Source organism: Nonomuraea sp. NPDC052265, from assembly GCF_044547985.1.
GTDB lineage: Bacteria > Actinomycetota > Actinomycetes > Streptosporangiales > Streptosporangiaceae > Nonomuraea.
On the sequence record NZ_JBIUBJ010000012.1, the window covers coordinates 165,717 to 182,705 of the forward strand.

Here is a 16,989-nt window from a genome sequence, read left to right on the forward strand (position 1 = left end):
GTCCCGCGCGTACGGTGCGGCGCATGACCTATCGCGTCGCCATGGACATCGGCGGCACCTTCACCGACGTCGTCCGCTACGACGAGCGCACGGGGGCCGTCACCGCCTCGAAGGCGCCCACCACGCCGGGGGACCTGGCCGAGGGCGTGTTCGCCGCGCTCGGCCGGGTCGTGGACGACCCGGCCGACATCTCGTTCTTCGTGCACGGCACCACCCAGGGGCTCAACGCGCTGCTGGAGCGCAAGGGCGCGCGGGTGCTGCTGCTGGCGAGCCGGGGCGCCGGGGACGTCTACCGGATCGCCCGCGGCAACCGCGACCGCATGTTCGACCTGCGCTACCGCAAGCCGTCGCCGCTCGTGCCACCCCGGGACGTCATGGAGGCCGGCGGCCGCCTGGACTACCGGGGCCGCGAGCTCGAACCCCTCGACGAGGAGGCCGTGCGGCGGGCCGCGCGGCGGGCCCGCGAGGAGGGCTTCGACGCCGTCGCCGTCTGCCTGCTGTTCTCCTTCGCCGACCCGGCGCACGAGCTGCGGGCGGGCGAGATCCTGCGCGCCGAGCTGGGCGAGGACGTGCTGGTGGTGCTCTCGCACGAGGTCGCGCGGGAGTGGCGCGAGTACGAGCGCACCTCCTCGGCCGTGCTGGAGGCCTACACCGGGCCGGTCGTGCGCGGGTACCTGTCCAGGATCGAGCGGCGCTTCGCCGAGCGCGGCCTGCCGGTGCCGGTGCACGTGATGCAGTCGTCGGGCGGGCTGGTCAACGCCTCGTACGCGATGCGGCGGCCGTTGCAGACCCTGCTGTCGGGGCCGGTCGGCGGCACGATGGGCGGGGTCGCCGCGGCCCGCATGCTGGGCCGGGAGAACGCGATCTGCGTGGACATGGGCGGCACCTCCTTCGACGTCTCGCTCGTGGTGAACGGGCGGCCCGACGTCAGCGCCGAGGCCCGCGTCGAGGGCTACCCGGTGCTGATGCCCATCGTGAACCTGCACACCATCGGCGCGGGCGGCGGCTCGATCGCCTACGCCGAGGCGGGCGCGCTGCGCGTCGGCCCGGAGTCGGCCGGGGCCGTGCCCGGTCCGGCCTGCTACGGCAGGGGCGGCACGCGGCCCACCGTGACCGACGCGAACGTGGTGCTCGGCCGGGTGGACCCGGCCTGGTTCGCGGGCGGGCTGATGACGCTGGACGAGGAGGCGGCCGGCGCGGCGGTGGTCACGCTGGCCGAGGAGCTGGGCCTGGACCCGCTGCGGCTGGCCGAGGGCGTGTGCGACGTGGCCAACGCCAAGATGGCCCAGGCGATCCGCACGCTGACGGTCGAGCACGGGGTGGAGCCGCGGGAGTTCGCGCTGGTCGCCTTCGGCGGCGCGGGGGCGATGCACGCGGTGTTCATCGCCCGCGAGCTGGGCATCTCCGAGGTGGTCGTCCCGCGGTTCCCGGGCGCGTTCTCGGCCTGGGGGATGCTGGAGGCGGACGTGCGCCGGGATCTGACGCGGCCGTACTTCCGGCCGCAGGGCACGCTCGACGGCAGCGACATGTCTCGAAATCTGGTGACATTGGAGCGGGAGGCGCTGGAGGCGCTGGCCGGGCAGGGCGTCCCGGAGGAGCGGCGCCGGGTCGAGCACGCCGTGGACATGCGCTACGAGGGCCAGGACTACACGCTCACCATCCCGCTGCGCGACGCCGCCGAGCCCGCCGAGCCGGTCTTCCTCGACGCGGTCGCGGCCCGCTACGCCGAGGCCCACACCGGCCGGTACGGCCACGCCACCCCCGAGGCGCCGGTCGAGTTCGTCATGCTGCGCAGCACCGGGTTCGGCTCGTTCCCGCGCGCCGCCGCCGCGACCGCCGAACCGCCGGAGGAGACGGCCGCGACCGTCCGGGACGTGATCTTCGACGGCGTGGTGCACCGCACGCCCGTGTTGCGGCGGTCGGGCCTGTCCGGCTCGTTCGCCGGGCCCGCGATCGTGGTCGAGGAGACCGCGACCACGGTCATCCCGCCGGGCTGCGTGGCCGGCGTCGACGACAACGGCTTCCTCATCGTGAAGGTGGACGTCCAATGATCGACCCAGTGATCGACCCGGTGACGACCGAGATCATCCGGTGCGCCCTGCTGCAGGCCGCCGAGGACATGAACACCACCCTGATCCGCAGCTCGTACACGCCCGTGATCTACGAGGCCAAGGACTGCGCGGTGGCGCTGCTCGACCGCGACCACAACGTGCTCGGGCAGTCGTCCGGCCTGCCGATCTTCCTGGGCAACCTGGAGGTGTGCACCCGCGAGACCGAGCGCATGTACGGCCGCGAGGTGTGGCAGGAGGGTGACGTGTGGGTGCTGAACGACTCCTACATCGGCGGCACCCACCTCAACGACGTCACCGTCTACGGCCCCATCTTCGCCGACGGCGAGCTGGCCGGGTTCGCCGCCTCGCGGGCGCACTGGCTGGACGTCGGCTCCAAGGACCCCGGCGGCTCGATGGACTCCACGTCGATCTTCCAGGAGGGCCTGCGGCTGGGCCCGGTCAAGGTGTACGCGGGCGGGCGGCCGTGCCGCGACCCGCACGAGGTGATCGCCAGGAACGTGCGTTTCCCGCACGCCACGCTCGGCGACATGCGGGCGCAGGTGAGCTGCGCGATGACCGGTCAGCGGCGGCTGCGGGAGATCGTCTCGCGCTGGGGCCTGGAGACGGTCATGGCCGCCCGGGACGAGATCTTCGCCCAGACCGAGCGCATGGAACGCCGGGCCATCGCCGCGATCCCCGACGGCGTGTACGAGGCGTCCGGCTTCCTCGACAACGACGGCATCGACCTGGACACGCCGCTGCCGGTGAAGGTGACGGTCACGGTGTCGGGCGAGTCGATGCACGTGGACCTGACCGACTGCGCCGACCAGGCGCTCGGGCCGGTCAACTGCGGCGCCGCGCAGGCCGTGGCGGCGGTGCGGGTGGGGTACAAGCTGCTGGTGTCGGGGGACGTGCCGCTGAACGGGGGCTCCTTCCGTCCGCTGAGCGTCGAGACCCGGCCGGGTTCGATGCTGGCCGCGCGGGCCCCGGCGGCGTGCCAGTACTACTACTCCCATCTCGGGCTGCTCATCGACCTGGTGGTCAAGGCGCTGGCCCCGGCGCTGCCCGGCAAGGCGGCGGCGGCCTCGTACGGGGACTCGATGATCGTGCAGTTCACCGGGAGGGACCCGCGTACCGGCAAGCTGTACGTCTCCCAGGAGGCCACGGTCGGCGGCTGGGGGGCGTGGGAGGGCGGCGACGGCGAGTCCTGCCTGATCAACAACGTCAACGGCTCGCTGCGGGACATGCCCATCGAGGTGCTGGAGACGCTGTTCCCGGTCCGGGTGCGCCGCTACGAGCTGCGTCCGGGCACCGGCGGCGCCGGGCAGTGGCGCGGCGGCGACGGCGTGGTGCGCGAGTACGAGTTCTGCGGCGACACCTCGCTGTCGCTGTGGTTCGAGCGCTCGGTCACGCCCGCGTGGGGCCTGGCCGGCGGCGCGGCGGGCGCTCCCCCGCGGGTGACGCTCAATCCGGGCACGGCGGGCGAGCGCGAGATGCTCAAGGTCAACGCCCTGCCGGTGTCGGCCGGTGACGTGCTGCGCTGCGAGTCGGGCGGAGGCGGCGGCTACGGCCCCGCCGATCGCCGCTCCCCGCAGGCGCGGGCCGCCGACCTGGCCGAGAGCATGATCGAAAACTGATCCACATTCGACCGAAAATCGCACGGATTGTTCTCCGGTCTGTGAAGATGATCGACAACGCGGGGGCACGCGTGGCCTGGGGAGGCCGTGTCCCCGTCATGACCATCTTCACGAGGGGACTTCCGTGATCACGTTACGAACGCGCCTTCTGGCGGGCTCCGCGGCGCTGACCGCGGGCCTGGCCGGCCTCCTGCTGGCCAAGGGCGAGGGCGAGTCGATGTCGGTCGCCTCGTCGGGCAACCTCCTCGACGGCGTCGGGACCCGGCGCAAGGTCGGCGCGGGCGTCCGTCTCACCAGGGGCTACTGACCTCAGGGCGCCGCGCCCGGCTCAGCGCAGCAGCACATGACAGGCGAGCTGAAGCGCCAGCCGGGTGGCGGCGTCGTCCAGGTCGAAGCCGGCGGCCTTGATGCGTTCCAGGCGGGTGGTGACCGTGTTGCGGTGCACGCCCAGGCGCTCGGCGGCCTTGAGCGCGCCGCCCTCGTCCAGGACGGCGGCCAGCGTCACCAGCAGCGTGCCGTCCTTGTCGACGGCCAGCAGCGGCTGGAGGACGACGGCCGCGGGCGCGCGCAGCACCCCCGCCGGGAGCGCGCCGAGCAGCTCGGCCGGACCCATCCGGTCGGCGCGGGCCACCGTGCCCGCGCCGGCCACGAACGCCGCCGCCTCGGCGCCGAGCAGCGACTCCCCCACCGCCTCCAGCCCCTCCACGGCGGCGCCCACCCCGGCCGCGCACGGCCACGGCATGCCCCGCACGCAGTGCCGCAGGTGCTCGGCGAGCTCGCCGGGCGGCGCGGAGGACCAACCGGCCCAGCCCTCGCCGCGCCGCAGCACCGGCACCTGGCCCAGGGCCGCGGTGACCAGCGCCTGGACCAGCGGCCCGTCGTCGGCCAGCGCCCCCACCGGGCGGACGTGGTAGGCCGTCAGCGCCCCGCGCACCGCCCATCCCAGCGCCACCGCCTCGGCCGGTGCTCCTTCCAGCCAGATGCCGCCGTCCCCGGCCGGCTCGTGGGCGGGCCGTCCTTCGGCGAGCAGCCGCCGGGCCAGCGCCGACTGCAGGGCGAAGTCGCGCGAGGCGCGCAGGCGCTCCTGGGCCGCCCACGCCGCCAGCGGCGCCACCGCCAGGCCCAGCACGGTCCGCACGACCGCGGGCCAGCCGGGCGAGCGCGACGTCCCGGCGGCCACCAGCGTCCCGAGCGCGGGGCCGTCCTGGCCGGGCACCTCGACCTCGGCCGCCCAGCGGGCCCCCGACGGCCGGGCCGGCTCGTGGTCGCCCGGCGCGCGGGCGGCGCTCTGGCGGCCGGCGACGTGCAGGCCGTACCGGTCGAGGAAGGCCACCGACGTGCCGGGCAGTTCGGCGTTGAGCACCCCGAGCACCCGCCGCGCCGACGGGCCCGCGTCGGCCAGCCGGGTCGCGCAGCGGGCCACGAGCTGGGTGCGGGCCGCCTCGGGACGCGAGGCCGCCGAGGCGACCCGGACGGCGACGATCAGCGGATCCTCGTCCACGAAGATCAGGGTGACGCCGAGCCGTTCGGCCAGCACCTCGCCCGACCCGGCGCTCAGGCCGCCCGACGGCGCGATCACGCAGGCCGCCGCCTGCTCCCAGGCCCGGCGCATGGCCATCTCGACCGCCCAGCCGCCCCCGGCCGCCGCCCCGATCAGCACGACCGCCGTGTGCGGCGCCACCGCGCCGAACACCGACAGGTCGTCCACGATGCGGACCTGGTGCACGGGGTTGTCGCCGGCGCCGTACATCCGGGCCCCGGCCAGCGGGCCGGTGTTGACCAGCTCCGCCACCGTGACCGGCGCCTCCCAGCCGGGCTCGCGCAGCCCGCTCACGTCGACTCCGCCCGCTGCTCGAACGGGATCCCGAAGGCCCGCAGCCCGCCCAGCGCGAGCCCCCGGTCCGTGTGCCACACCGGCGCGGCCTTGACCACCATGACCTCCACCTCCATGCCTGGTGCCGCCTTGTCGACGTCCACGACCAGGCCGTCGGCGGAGGAGATCATGCAGATCTGGTCCGGCGCCATCGCCACCGGGGCCCCGTCGGCCAGGGCGAGCACGATCTCGTTGTGCGCCTCCAGCCGGACGAGCCTGCGCAGGCCGGCCGACTCCTGCACCACGATGCTGGAGGGCAGCGAGGGCATGGCCACGTCGGCGCCGTGCCCGCTGCTGCCCTCGACGGCCAGGATGCGGCCCGCGCACAGCGTGCGCACCCCGTACGGGGCCGCCGCCGAGCGCGGCGCGCCGGGCACCCCCGCCGCCAGCAGCAGGCTGACCGTGCCCGGCACCAGCACCCGGGCCAGGTCCCCCGCCGCCATCGGGTAACAGGCGGCCACCGCCCACCCGCCCACCGCCAGCACGACGGGACGCAGCAGCTCCTCCACCCGGCCGCCCGCGGTCTCCAGCAACACCAGCTCCCCCGACGCCCCGGCCAGCGCCAGCGGGGTCGCGCTGAGCCCGCCCAGCGTGTACGTCGTCTGCTCCACCAGCGGGAACACCCGGCCCGTCCCGTCGCCGTCGACCAGCGGCACGCCCAGGGCCGCCGCGGCGACCAGCGGGATCAGCGCGTTCTCGGCCGCCAGGTTGAGCGCCACCACGGCCCCGGCCCGCTCCCCCAGCCGCCGCTCCAGCGCCCGCACCGCCCGTACGGGCTCGTCGCCCGCGGGCAGTTGCTCGCCGAGCGCGGTGGTGGACCCGACCAGGCTGACCACCATGCACAACGTCCCCGGGTCCAGCTCGCCGGCCGCGGCCAGCTCGACGCCGTCGCCGAGCACCGACTCCGCCCAGGCGAAGGTGAGGCTGTAGGAGGACTCGCCCGCGCCCGTGGCGAACAGCCGCGACCCCGCCGAGAAGCGGCGCAGCTCATCGGGGCCGACGAGCCGGGTCACGGCGTCGCGCCTTCCGCCGTGACGCGCACCCGGTAGAAGCCGTCGGGCAGGTAGGACAGGGGGTTGACGATGGTCTCGGCGATGCGGGCGAAGCCGGGGGCGGCGCCGGCGCTGACCACGCGGGTCAGGGCCTCGTCCCTGGCGTCCTGCAGCGCCCGGTCCAGCTCGGCCCGGCCGCGTGCCTGCACGATGCGCTCCACCTGGGCCTCGGGGCGGGCGAGCGCGGCTCCGTAGGCGGCGACCAGCAGGTCGTCGCCCGCGCCGCCGGACTCGATCACCTCGAACGGCGCCGGGTCCGCCGTGGCCAGCGCGGCCCGGCCGCGGCGCAGGCTGGTCGTCCCGCCGCGGTCGCAGGCCCGCGGGTACCTGCGGAAGTAGTGCGCCGACACCAGGCCGCTGCCGGACCGGGCGAAGAACAGCGGCACCCCGGGCAGCTCCCGCGCCACCCGGTCGGCGACCCGGCCGGCCTCGGGGCCGAGGGCCGCGTTCCTGATCGCGTGCGCCTCGCGTTCCCGCAGGCCGGGGCGGCCGAACTCGTACGAGAGCGTGATCCTGGCCGCGGGCACCTCCGCCGCGATGATCGCGGCCACCGCCAGCTCGTGGTCGGCCAGCATGGGCGACCCGGTCGCCGTCACGGCGAAGTCGATCAGCCCGCAGCCGGCGGCGAACTCGCGTACCGCGTCGGTGTCCAGCGGCGCCAGCGGGCGGCCGGTCAGGCTGTGCCCGCCGCGCACGATCGTCGCCACCCCCGGATCGGCCACCGGCCGCAGCACCGGCGGGCACGGGCCGCCCACCCGGATCGCGGCCACCGGCGCGCGCGGCATCCCGTCGAGGTCGACCGCCACGCAGGCGCGTACCGCACCCGACGGCGGCGTGCCGTCGCCGACGGCCACCACCGCCGGCGACGGCCCGTCCAGCGCGACGCCGAGGATCACTCCAGCTCGCGCCCTTCGGTCTCGGGCAGCGGCACCGCCAGCAGCGCCGTGGCCACCATGAACACGTTGATCACCAGCATCGTCGCGGTGAAGCCGGTGGCGTGGGCCAGCAGCGCGCCCACGGCCGACGGCGCGACCGTGGTGGCCACGAGCTGGGAGGCCGTGGCCCAGGAGTAGCCGGTGCCGCGCAGGGCGGTCGGGTAGAACTCGCCGTTCCAGGTGTTCCAGACGCCCCACGCGCCCAGGCTGAAGAACGACAGGACGAAGTTGCCCAGGTACAGGCCGGTCAGACTGCTCGCGGTGGCGAACCACAGGCCGCCCAGCACGGCCGCGACGACGTAGAACAGGAAGACCTTCTTGCGGCCGAACCGGCCGGTCAGCAGCGACGCGCTCACGTAACCGGGGATCATCATCAGCGCGCTGAGCGCGGCGAAGCCGAGCGAGGCCGACAGCGACAGGCCCTTGGCCTGCAGCAGCGTCGGCAGCCAGGTCTGCAGCCCCCAGTAGCCCCAGTTGAAGACGAAGTTGAGCGCCAGCATGAGCACGGTGATCCGGGCCAGCCGGCCGCGGAGCAGGTCCATGGGGTTGCCGGCGCGCGCGCTCGCCACCGTTCCGGCCACCGTGAACGTCGCCTCGGCGTCGGGGCTGCCCAGGGTGCGCAGCACCGCCCGCGCCTCCTCCTGCCGCCCGCGGGAGGCCAGCCAGTACGGCGACTCCGGCACCCACGCCCTGATCGCGAACGCCCACAGCCCGGCCGCCGCGCTGGCGATCACGACGACGTGCCAGCCGAGGCCGCCGAGCGTCACCGAGGCGGCGATGGCCGCCAGCATGCCGATGGGCCAGCCGATCGACAGGTACACCGCCGCCCGGCCCCGGTGCCTGGTGGGCAGCAGTTCCAGGAAGAGCGGGAAGGTGATCGTGTAGACCCCGGCCAGCGCGAGCCCTGAGCCGACGCGCAGCGCGACCAGCGTCGCCATGTTCGGCGCGAACGCCGAGGCGAGCGCGATCACGCCGTAGGCCAGCAGCGACCAGAACGCGGTCGGCTTGCGCCCGATGCGGTCGGCGAGCGGCCCCCAGACCAGCACGCCGGGGATCATGCCGAACGCCACCGCCGACAGCACGACGCCGATCCCGGCCTCGTCGATGCCGAACGCCGGGCCGAGGTCGCCGGAGACGTAGACCAGGGCGAGCTGCTCCCACGACTCGATGACGAAGGCGATGAACAGCGCGAGCGCGATGAGCACGTGCCGGCGGGAGAACGGCATCCGGTCGAACGCCGCCCCGATGGGCAGCGTCGGTGCGTCGGTGGCGGTCATGCGAGGCTCCTGGGAGGGGGGCGGGGAGTATTGCCGCACCATAGGGCCCTCCCCTTTCCGCCTCGGTGTGCGCCGCGCCCGGCCGGGGCCGGTCCGGCTGTGCGCGGCGCACTGCCCCGGGCCGCCGGACCGCGCCGCGCACTCGATGTCAGAGCGTGTTCTCGTGCACGTGGACGATCTTCCACTCGCCGTCCACCAGGCGCAGCACGCTCGTCGTCCGGACGAGCTCGGGGTCGCCGTGCTCGAAGTCCACCTGCAGCAGGTACCTGGCCAGGGCGGTGTCGCCCCACACGTCCACGATCTCGTCGATGGCCCGGACGGAGGTCTCCGCCGGGCCGTCCGACGGCCGCGCGTCGCGCACTCTGTCGAGCTGCCGCCTGCTGGTGATCAGGCCGGGCTCGGCCGAGTCCCAGATCGTGGCCTCCGGGTGGAGCAGCCGGTCGATGCCCTGCCTGTCGCCTCGCGCGTAGGCGTCGTACATGCCGGTAATAACGGCCCAGACAGCGTCGCGTGCCACGCTTCCGTACTCCTTTGTCTCGGTGAAATATGGTTCTTTCTCACCGTATGGGTAGCGCGGAATGCAGGTATCTTTACGCTGTAGATCAGGGATTGAGCCACTCGCGCAGCTTGGCGACCGCCAGGCTCATGGCCGCCTTGTTGGCGTTGGTGTCGCGCAGCAGGTCCACCATGGCGAAGTCGTGCACCATGCCCGCCAACTGCACCGCCGTGACGTCGTTGCCCGCCTCCCGCAGCCGGGCCGCGTACGCCTCGCCCTCGTCCCGCAGGACGTCGGCCTCGCCGTTCAGCACCAGGGCCGGCGGCAGGCCGCGCAGCTCCTGGTCGCTCGCGCGCAGCGGCGAGGCGTGGCTCTCCGCGCGCTGCGCCGGATCTGTCGTGTACTGGTCCCAGAACCACTTCATGCCGTCCCGGTTGAGGTAGTAGCCCGTGGCGAACTGCTTGTAGGACTCGGTGTCGAAGTTCGCGTCCGTGACCGGGTAGAAGAGCACCTGGCCGAGCAGCCGCACGTCACCGCGTTCCTTGGCCATCAGCGTCAGCACGATCGACATGTTGCCGCCCACCGAGTCGCCGGCCACGGCCATGCGGGAGGGGTCGAGGCCCTTCTCCGCGCCGTGCTGGATCACCCACTGGGCGGCGGCGTAGTTCTGCTCGATCTGCGTGGGGTACTTCGCCTCGGGCGCGCGGTCGTACTCGGGGAAGACGACGGCGGCGCCGGTCCGTACGGCCAGCTCGCGGACGAGCCGGTCGTGCGTGTGCGCCGAGCCGAACACCCATCCCGCGCCGTGGATGTAGAAAATGACCGGCAGCGTGCCCGTGGCGCCCTTGGGCTTGACGATGCGCACCGGCACGACGCCCGTCGGGCCGCCCTGAACCTGGATCCACTCCTCGTCCACCTCCGGCCTGGGCACGCCCGGGTCGGACTGCAGCTTCTCCAGCACCTCGCGGCCCTGCTCGGGCGGCAGCTCGTAGATGAAGGGGCGCTTGGCGTTGGCATCGGCGAACTCCTGCGCCGCCTTCTCCAGCACGATCTGCTTGCTGATCATCGTCGTCATGGTGGCCGTCCCCGGTTGTCAGTCGTCCATCCGGTTCCTGCCTGGGCTTACCTCGATCCGATCGCCCGGTTCCGTCAAATTCCGCTCAAGCGGCCCTCATTCGCGCCGGAGTTCATGGGCCAGCTCCTCCAGCTCCGCGCCGCCGGCCATCAGGGCGGTCAGCTCGTCCTTGCCGATGTCGGCCTTGGCGTACTCGCCCATGCTGGTTCCCCGGTTGAGCAGCAGGAACCGGTCGCCGACCGGGTAGGCGTGGTGCGGGTTGTGGGTGATGAACACCACGCCGAGGCCCCGGTCGCGGGCGCGGGCGATGTACCGCAGCACCACGCCGGCCTGCTTGACCCCCAGCGCCGAGGTGGGCTCGTCCAGGATGAGGACGCGCGCGCCGAAGTGCACGGCCCTGGCGATGGCCACCGACTGCCGCTCGCCGCCCGACAGCGTGCCGACGGGCTGGTCGACGTCCCGGATGTCGATGCCCATCGCGCGCAGCTCCTCCGCCGCCACCCGGCGGGCCCTGGCCACGTCGAAGGCCGGGCCCTTGCGCGGCTCGGAGCCGAGGAAGAAGTTCCGCCAGACCGACATGAGCGGGATCATCGCCAGGTCCTGGTAGACGGTGGCGATCCCGCGGTCGAGCGCCTCGCGCGGGCTGGCGAAGCGCACCTCGGCCCCGTCCACCAGGTACGACCCCGTGTCGTGCTGGTGCACCCCGGACAGGATCTTGATGAGCGTGGACTTGCCGGCGCCGTTGTCGCCGAGCACGCAGGTGACCGTGCCCTCCGCCACGCCCATCGACACCCCGCGCAGGGCCAGCACCGAGCCGAACGTCTTGCCGATGTCCCGGGTCTGCAGGATCACCGCCGCACCTCCTCGGCATAGCGCCGGACCAGGCGGTTGGCCAGCGTCGCGAGCAGCAGCATGGCCCCGAGGAAGAACTTGAACCAGTCGGCGTCCCAGCCCAGGAACACGATGCCCTTGTCGGCCATGCCGAAGATCACCGCGCCGATGGAGGCGCCGACGGCGGAGCCGTACCCGCCGGTCAGCAGGCAGCCGCCGATGACGGCCGCGATGATGTAGATGAACTCCTGCCCGATGCCGATGTTGGCCTGGACGGAGGTGTACCGCAGGGCCAGGATCGAGCCGACCAGCCAGGCGGCGACCGACGTGGTCATGAACAGCGCGATCTTCGTCCGGGCCGCGGGCACCCCGACCGCCCGCGCGGCCTGCTCGTCGCCGCCCACCGCGAAGATCCAGTTGCCCGGCCTGGAGCGCATGAGCACCCACGTGGCCAGCGCGGTGATCGCGATCCACCACAGGATCGCCACCCGGAAGGACGTGCCGCCGATCTGGATCGTGCCCGCGAGGACCGCGCCGGCGCCCTCGAACCCGGACGCCCGGCGCAGCCCGCCGACCTGCACGGTCCCGGTGACGGCCTTGGTGACGCCGAGGTTGACGCCCTGGAGCATGAGGAACGTGCCCAGCGTGACGATGAAGCTGGGCAGCTTCGTGCGGGTCACCAGCATCCCGTTGGCGAACCCGACGGCCAGCGCCACGACCAGCCCGGCCAGCATGGCCGGCCAGACGCCGAACCCGTAGCGGGTGGCCAGCGTGACCAGGATCAGCCCGCTGGTGCCGGTCAGCACGCCCGCCGACAGGTCGAACTCGCCGCCGATCATGAGCAGCGCCACCGCGACCGCCATGATGCCGAGCGTGGCGGCCGGGTCGAGCCAGTTGGCGACGCCGGCCGGCGAGCGGAACACCTCCGACTGCGCGGCGAAGAACGCGAACACCGCGACCAGCCCCACCACGGCCCCGAGCTCGGGCCGGACGATCAGGCGGCGGGCCAGGCCGACCCGGGCGACCCGCTCGTCGGCCCGCGCGGGAGCGGCCGTCATCGGCGGCCCTCCCGGTCCCGGCGGCCGATCATCGGCGGCTCCTCTCGTGCTCGCGGCCGATCATCGGCGGCTCCTCTCGTGCTCGCGGCCGATCATCGGGTGCCCGCCTCGGCCAGCTTGGCCACCTGCTCGGCGTTGTCCTTGGTCACGAACCCGGGCCCGGTGTTGACCGGCAGCCCGCCGCCGACGGTGTTGAGGTTGTCCTTGTAGAGCTTCAGGAACGTGATCGGCAGGTAGCCCTGCAGGTACTGCTGCTGGTCGACGGCGAACAGGATCTCGCCGTCCTTGATCGCGGCGACCACGTCGCCCGACAGGTCGAAGGTGGCGAGCTTGGCCTGCGAGCCCGAGTCCCTGATCGCGTCGCGGGCCGCCACGGCGACCGCCGGGTTGAGCGCGAGCACGCCGTTGACCTGCTTGTCCGACTGCAGCTTGGCGGTGACCTTGGAGGTGACGTCGGCGAGGTTGGCGACGTCCACCTGGAGGCGCTCGACCGTGCCGCCGAGGGTCTGCTCGGCGCCCTTGCAGCGCTGGTCGAGCCCGACGTTGCCGGCCTCGTGCACGACGCACAGCAGCTTGGTGACGCCGGCGGCCTTGAGCTGCTCGCCCGCGCCGCGCCCGGCGACGTCCTCGGACTGGCCGACGTGGGTGATGGCGCCGAACGCCTTGGAGGAGTCGGCCCCGGAGTTGATGGTCACGACCGGGATCCGGGCAGCGACGGCCTTGCCGACGGCCTCCTTGAGCGCGTCGGGGTTGGCCATGGACACGACGAGGCCGTCCACCTTCTCCGAGACGGCCTGGTCGATGAGCTGCGACTGCTTGGCGGGGTCGCCGTCGCCCTGGTAGGTGACCTTGACGCCGTACTGCTTGCCGGCGGCCTCGGCGCCGTTCTTGACCACGTCCCAGAAGGCGTCCCCGGCGCCGCCGTGGGTGATGACGGCGAAGTTGCCGCCACCGGCCGCCGGAGCGGCGGCCGGGCCGGGCGCGGCGCTCTGCGCGCCCTGCTCGGCGGAGGAGGAACAGCTGGTCAGGGCGAGTACGCCGGCCAGCGCCAGCACGATCGGGGTACGTCTCATCGGATACCTCCAAGACCAACGGGCTAGCCTGGTTCTACCGCACTGTGATCTCTTTGTATAGACATACGGACCAGCATTTCGATCTCCACCGATAGTAGAACGGAATCATTCGTTCCCGTATGCTGAAGGCATGACCAGCGCACCCATGAGCGGCCGCAAGGCTCAGGCCGCCCGCAACGACGAGTTGATCCTCCAGGCGGCCCGGGCGGTCTTCACCGCCGACCCCGGCGCCCCCATCGCGGCCGTGGCCGAGAGGGCGGGCGTCGGGATCAGCGCGCTCTACCGCCGCTACCCCAGCAAGGAGGCGTTGCTGCAGAAGCTGTGCGGCGACGGGCTCAAGCTCTACGTCGCCGTGGCCCAGCAGGCGATGGACGACCAGGGCGACCCCTGGGAGGCGTTCGCCTCCTACCTGCGCGGCATCGTGGACGCCGACACCAACTCCCTGACGATCAAGCTGGCCGGCACCTTCCAGCCGACCGAGGAGCTATACCACGACGCCGTCCGCGCCGGCGACCTGGCCACCCGGCTGCACCACCGGGCGGTCGAGGCGGGCGTGCTGCGGGCCGACGTCACGGTGGCCGACATCGCGCTGCTGTTCGAGCAGATCGCCTCGATCAAGCTCGGCGACGAGGAGCGCACCTTCCAGCTCCGCCACCGCTACCTGGCGCTGATGATGGACTCGCTGCGGGTGCCGCCCGCCCACCGCGACCTGCCCGGCCCGGCCCCGGAGGACGAGGAGCTGCAGGTCCGCTGGTACCCGGCCCGCTGACCCGCCCGCCCGCCCGCCGACCCGCCTGCTAACCCGCCTGCTCGTCCGCCGTCGCGAGTCGCCGGGCCAGGTCCAGCACGCGGCGGGCCCTGGCGACGATCGGGGCGTCCACGAAACGGCCGTCGGGCAGGGCGACCGCCCCGGCGCCCGCGCCCGCCCGCTCGGCCGCCTCGACGATCTCGGCGGCCCTGGCCGTCTCCTCCTCGGTGGGGCGGAAGGCCCGCCGGATCGCCGGGAGCTGGCCGGGGTGGATGGCGGTCCTGCCGAACAGGCCGAGCGCGCGGCCGGCCCGACAGGAGGCGACGAGCCCGTCCTCGTCCTTGATGTCGGGATAGACCGACATGGGCACCGGTGGCAGGCCCGCGGCGGCGGCGGCGAGCACGACCTGCAGCCTGAGGTGGTTCATGGCGTTCTCGTCGGTGATCGACAGCTCGGCCGCCAGGTCCTGCTCGCCCAGCGCCACGCCGGCCACGCGCGGGTGGGCGGCCACGGCGCGGGCCTCGACGATCCCGGCCGCCGACTCCAGCAGCGCGTACAGGGGGGCCGTGCCGGGGAGGGCGTCCAGCGCGGCGGGCGAGTCGACCTTGGGCAGCCGTACGGCGTCGGCCAGCTCGCCCACCGCCGCCAGGTCGTCCAGGCCGCGCGCGGTGGTCACGTCGTTGACCCGGACGTGGATCGCCGGCCCGGCCTGCCTGGGCGTGCGCAGGTAGGCGACGGCGTTGGCGCGGGCGGCGTCCTTGGCGTCGGGGGCGACCGCGTCCTCCAGGTCGATGATCACCACGTCGGCGCCCGAGGCGGCGGCCTTGGCGAAGCGTCCGGGGCGGTCGCCGGGCACGTACAGCCAGGTGACGGGGGCGTTCACGCGATCACCCCGGCCTCGCGCAGGGCCGCGACGGTCTCGGCCGGGTAGTCCAGCTCGCCCAGCACCTCGTCGGTGTCGTGGCCGAGCGGGCGGCCGGGCCAGCGGATCTCGCCGGGCGTCTCCGACAGGCGGAACAGCACGTTCTGCAGGGTGACCGTGCCCAGTTCCTCGTCCGGCAGCTCGACGAACGTGCCGAGCGCGGCGTACTGCGGGTCGCGGGCCAGGTCGGTGACGTCGTAGATGGGGGCGACGGCGGCCTGGGCCTCCTCGAAGCGGGCGATGACCTCGTCGGCGTCGCGGGCGGCGATCCAGGTGGCGACCGCCTCGTCCAGTTCGTCCACGTGCTGGACGCGGCCGTGGCCGCTGGCGAACCAGGGCTGCTCGACCAGGTCGGGCCGCCCGACGAGGGTGACGACGCGCTCGGCGATGGGCTGGGCGCTGGTGGAGATCGCCAGCCAGCGGCCGTCGCGGGTGCGGTAGGTGTTGCGCGGCGCGTTGCTGCTGGACCGGTTGCCGGTGCGCCGCGGCACGACCCCCAGCGCCTTGTACGCGGTCATCTGCGGCCCGAGCAGGCCCAGGATGGGCTCGATGATGGCCAGGTCGACGACCTGCCCGCGGCCGGTCGCCGCGCGGGCGTGCAGGGCCACCATGATCGCGTACGACATGGCCAGGCCCGCGATGCCGTCGGCCAGGGCCAGCGGCGGCAGGGTCGGGGGGCCGTCCGGCTCGCCGGTCATGGCCGCGAACCCGCTCATGGCCTCGGCCAGCGTCCCGAACCCCGGCTGCCCGGACATCGGGCCGATCTGCCCGAACCCGGTCATCCGGGCCACGATCAGCCGCGGGTTGACCTTGAGCAGCTCCTCGGGGGCCAGGTTCCAGCGTTCGAGCGTCCCGGGACGGAAGTTCTCGATCAGCACGTCGGAGCGCTCGGCCAGGCGGCGCAGGATCTGCTGGCCCTCGGCGCGGGAGAGGTCGACGGCGGCGGTGCGCTTGTTGCGGGACAGCGACTTCCACCACAGGCCGACGCCGTCCACCGAGGCGCCGTGGCCGCGCGAGGGGTCGCCGCGCCGCGGGTGCTCGATCTTGATGACGTCGGCGCCGAAGTCGCCCAGCATCATCGCGGCGGAGGGACCGGCGAACAACGTCGCCGCGTCGATGACCCGCAGGTCGGCGAGACTTGTCATAGTTTGTAAGTTATAAGAAATAAGTCATAGCCGCGACCGGCCCGTGCGAGAGACTGGGGACATGACAGCCAGCCAGCCCACGCCGCCCATGAGCAAGGCCGACTACGTCTACAACGTGCTGCTCGACGAGATCCGCGGCGGCCGCATCCCCGGCGGCACCGCCCTGCGCGCCGGAGCCGTGGCCCGGCGACTCGGCGTCTCGATCACGCCGGTGCGCGAGGCGCTGCGCCGCCTGGAGAAGGACCGCCTGATCAGCTACGAGGCCCACCACGGCGCGACCGTCATCGACCTGGGCGAGGACGCGCTGGCCGAGTACTACGGCCTGCGCGCGGTCGTCGAGGGCCTGGGCGCGCGGCTGGCCGCGGCCAGGATCACCGCCGACGACCTCGCCCGGCTGCGTGACCTGCACCGCGAGATGACCGCCGACGCCGAGCAGGGCCGGCACGACCGGCTGGCCGAGCAGAGCAGCCGCTTCCACCTGAGCATCGTGGACATCGGCGGCCCGGCCTTCCTCGGCGCGCACGCCAGGTCGGTGCGCAACGGCGTCCCGGTGCCCGCCGAGGCGTCGCTGTGGCTGGACCCGGCGCGGGCCGGGCGGCAGCTCCGGGCCCACGAGGAGCTGCTGGCCGCCCTGGAGGCGGGCGACGCCGACGCCGCAGAACGCGTCATGATCGACCACATCCGGCAGGCGGGCCAGTACCGCAAGGACCACTGATGACAAACATCATCGTTCACACCCGGTTCATTGATTCACCGTGACGGGTGTTGCACGATGAGTCACTCTGATGGTCTTGCCGCGACCCCGACGCCGAAGGG

The 16,989-nt window shown here is 73.6% G+C and carries 16 protein-coding genes; 5 read left to right on the plus strand and 11 right to left on the minus strand.

Annotated features, from left to right (window positions below):
• Positions 1-23 precede the first annotated feature (23 nt).
• The 3 genes from ACIHAD_RS31085 (at position 24) to ACIHAD_RS31095 (ending at position 3,995) form a co-directional block, all read left to right on the plus strand.
• Positions 24-2,051: a hydantoinase/oxoprolinase family protein gene (locus ACIHAD_RS31085; RefSeq protein ID WP_397358206.1), complete on the plus strand. Its 2,028-nt coding sequence runs from the start codon at positions 24-26 to the stop codon at positions 2,049-2,051.
• Positions 2,048-3,688: a hydantoinase B/oxoprolinase family protein gene (locus ACIHAD_RS31090; RefSeq protein ID WP_397358207.1), complete on the plus strand. Its 1,641-nt coding sequence runs from the start codon at positions 2,048-2,050 to the stop codon at positions 3,686-3,688. The genes ACIHAD_RS31085 and ACIHAD_RS31090 overlap by 4 nt, the downstream gene beginning before the upstream one ends.
• A gap of 124 nt (positions 3,689-3,812) precedes the next feature.
• Positions 3,813-3,995 carry a hypothetical protein gene (locus ACIHAD_RS31095; RefSeq protein WP_397358208.1) on the plus strand — a complete coding sequence of 61 codons (183 nt, stop codon included), beginning with the start codon at positions 3,813-3,815 and terminating at the stop codon, positions 3,993-3,995.
• A 21-nt stretch (positions 3,996-4,016) separates the two neighbouring features.
• On the opposite strand, the gene ACIHAD_RS31100 is transcribed toward ACIHAD_RS31095, so the two are convergent.
• The 9 genes from ACIHAD_RS31100 to ACIHAD_RS31140 form a co-directional block, all read right to left on the minus strand.
• On the minus strand, positions 4,017-5,522 hold the full coding sequence (locus tag ACIHAD_RS31100) for a PucR family transcriptional regulator (RefSeq protein ID WP_397358209.1): 1,506 nt from the start codon (positions 5,520-5,522) through the stop codon (positions 4,017-4,019).
• A complete protein-coding gene (locus ACIHAD_RS31105; protein ID WP_397358210.1) occupies positions 5,519-6,574 on the minus strand; it encodes a DUF917 domain-containing protein in 1,056 nt (351 codons plus the stop codon). The genes ACIHAD_RS31100 and ACIHAD_RS31105 overlap by 4 nt, the downstream gene beginning before the upstream one ends.
• Positions 6,571-7,509, minus strand: a complete 939-nt coding sequence (locus ACIHAD_RS31110) for a hypothetical protein (protein ID WP_397358211.1) — start codon at positions 7,507-7,509, stop codon at positions 6,571-6,573. The genes ACIHAD_RS31105 and ACIHAD_RS31110 overlap by 4 nt, the downstream gene beginning before the upstream one ends.
• Positions 7,506-8,825 (minus strand): MFS transporter, encoded by a 1,320-nt coding sequence (locus ACIHAD_RS31115; RefSeq protein ID WP_397358212.1) that lies wholly within the window; start codon positions 8,823-8,825, stop codon positions 7,506-7,508. The genes ACIHAD_RS31110 and ACIHAD_RS31115 overlap by 4 nt, the downstream gene beginning before the upstream one ends.
• 148 nt (positions 8,826-8,973) lie before the next feature.
• Complete coding sequence (locus ACIHAD_RS31120; protein ID WP_397358213.1) at positions 8,974-9,342, minus strand: nuclear transport factor 2 family protein; 369 nt, start codon at positions 9,340-9,342, stop codon at positions 8,974-8,976.
• Between the two features lie 85 nt (positions 9,343-9,427).
• On the minus strand, positions 9,428-10,387 hold the full coding sequence (locus tag ACIHAD_RS31125) for an alpha/beta hydrolase (RefSeq protein WP_397358214.1): 960 nt from the start codon (positions 10,385-10,387) through the stop codon (positions 9,428-9,430).
• Positions 10,388-10,492: 105 nt separating this feature from the next.
• Complete coding sequence (locus ACIHAD_RS31130; RefSeq protein WP_397358215.1) at positions 10,493-11,248, minus strand: ATP-binding cassette domain-containing protein; 756 nt, start codon at positions 11,246-11,248, stop codon at positions 10,493-10,495.
• Positions 11,245-12,285: an ABC transporter permease gene (locus ACIHAD_RS31135; protein WP_397358217.1), complete on the minus strand. Its 1,041-nt coding sequence runs from the start codon at positions 12,283-12,285 to the stop codon at positions 11,245-11,247. The genes ACIHAD_RS31130 and ACIHAD_RS31135 overlap by 4 nt, the downstream gene beginning before the upstream one ends.
• Positions 12,286-12,377: 92 nt before the next feature.
• Positions 12,378-13,358: a sugar ABC transporter substrate-binding protein gene (locus tag ACIHAD_RS31140; RefSeq protein ID WP_397358218.1), complete on the minus strand. Its 981-nt coding sequence runs from the start codon at positions 13,356-13,358 to the stop codon at positions 12,378-12,380.
• A gap of 130 nt (positions 13,359-13,488) precedes the next feature.
• Here ACIHAD_RS31140 and ACIHAD_RS31145 point away from each other — a divergent pair, with 130 nt between their 5' ends.
• Positions 13,489-14,127: a TetR/AcrR family transcriptional regulator gene (locus tag ACIHAD_RS31145; protein ID WP_397358219.1), complete on the plus strand. Its 639-nt coding sequence runs from the start codon at positions 13,489-13,491 to the stop codon at positions 14,125-14,127.
• A gap of 28 nt (positions 14,128-14,155) precedes the next feature.
• On the opposite strand, the gene ACIHAD_RS31150 is transcribed toward ACIHAD_RS31145, so the two are convergent.
• The gene (locus ACIHAD_RS31150; RefSeq protein ID WP_397358220.1) at positions 14,156-14,989 is read right to left on the minus strand and encodes an HpcH/HpaI aldolase/citrate lyase family protein; all 834 of its coding nucleotides are present in this window, start codon (positions 14,987-14,989) and stop codon (positions 14,156-14,158) included.
• Entirely contained in the window at positions 14,986-16,173 is a 1,188-nt protein-coding gene (locus tag ACIHAD_RS31155; protein WP_397358221.1) for a CaiB/BaiF CoA transferase family protein, read from the minus strand. Before ACIHAD_RS31155 ends, ACIHAD_RS31150 begins: the two co-directional genes overlap by 4 nt.
• A 61-nt stretch (positions 16,174-16,234) precedes the next feature.
• On the opposite strand from ACIHAD_RS31155, the gene ACIHAD_RS31160 reads away from it, so the two are divergent.
• On the plus strand, positions 16,235-16,888 hold the full coding sequence (locus ACIHAD_RS31160; protein WP_397358222.1) for a GntR family transcriptional regulator: 654 nt from the start codon (positions 16,235-16,237) through the stop codon (positions 16,886-16,888).
• Positions 16,889-16,989: the final 101 nt, after the last annotated feature.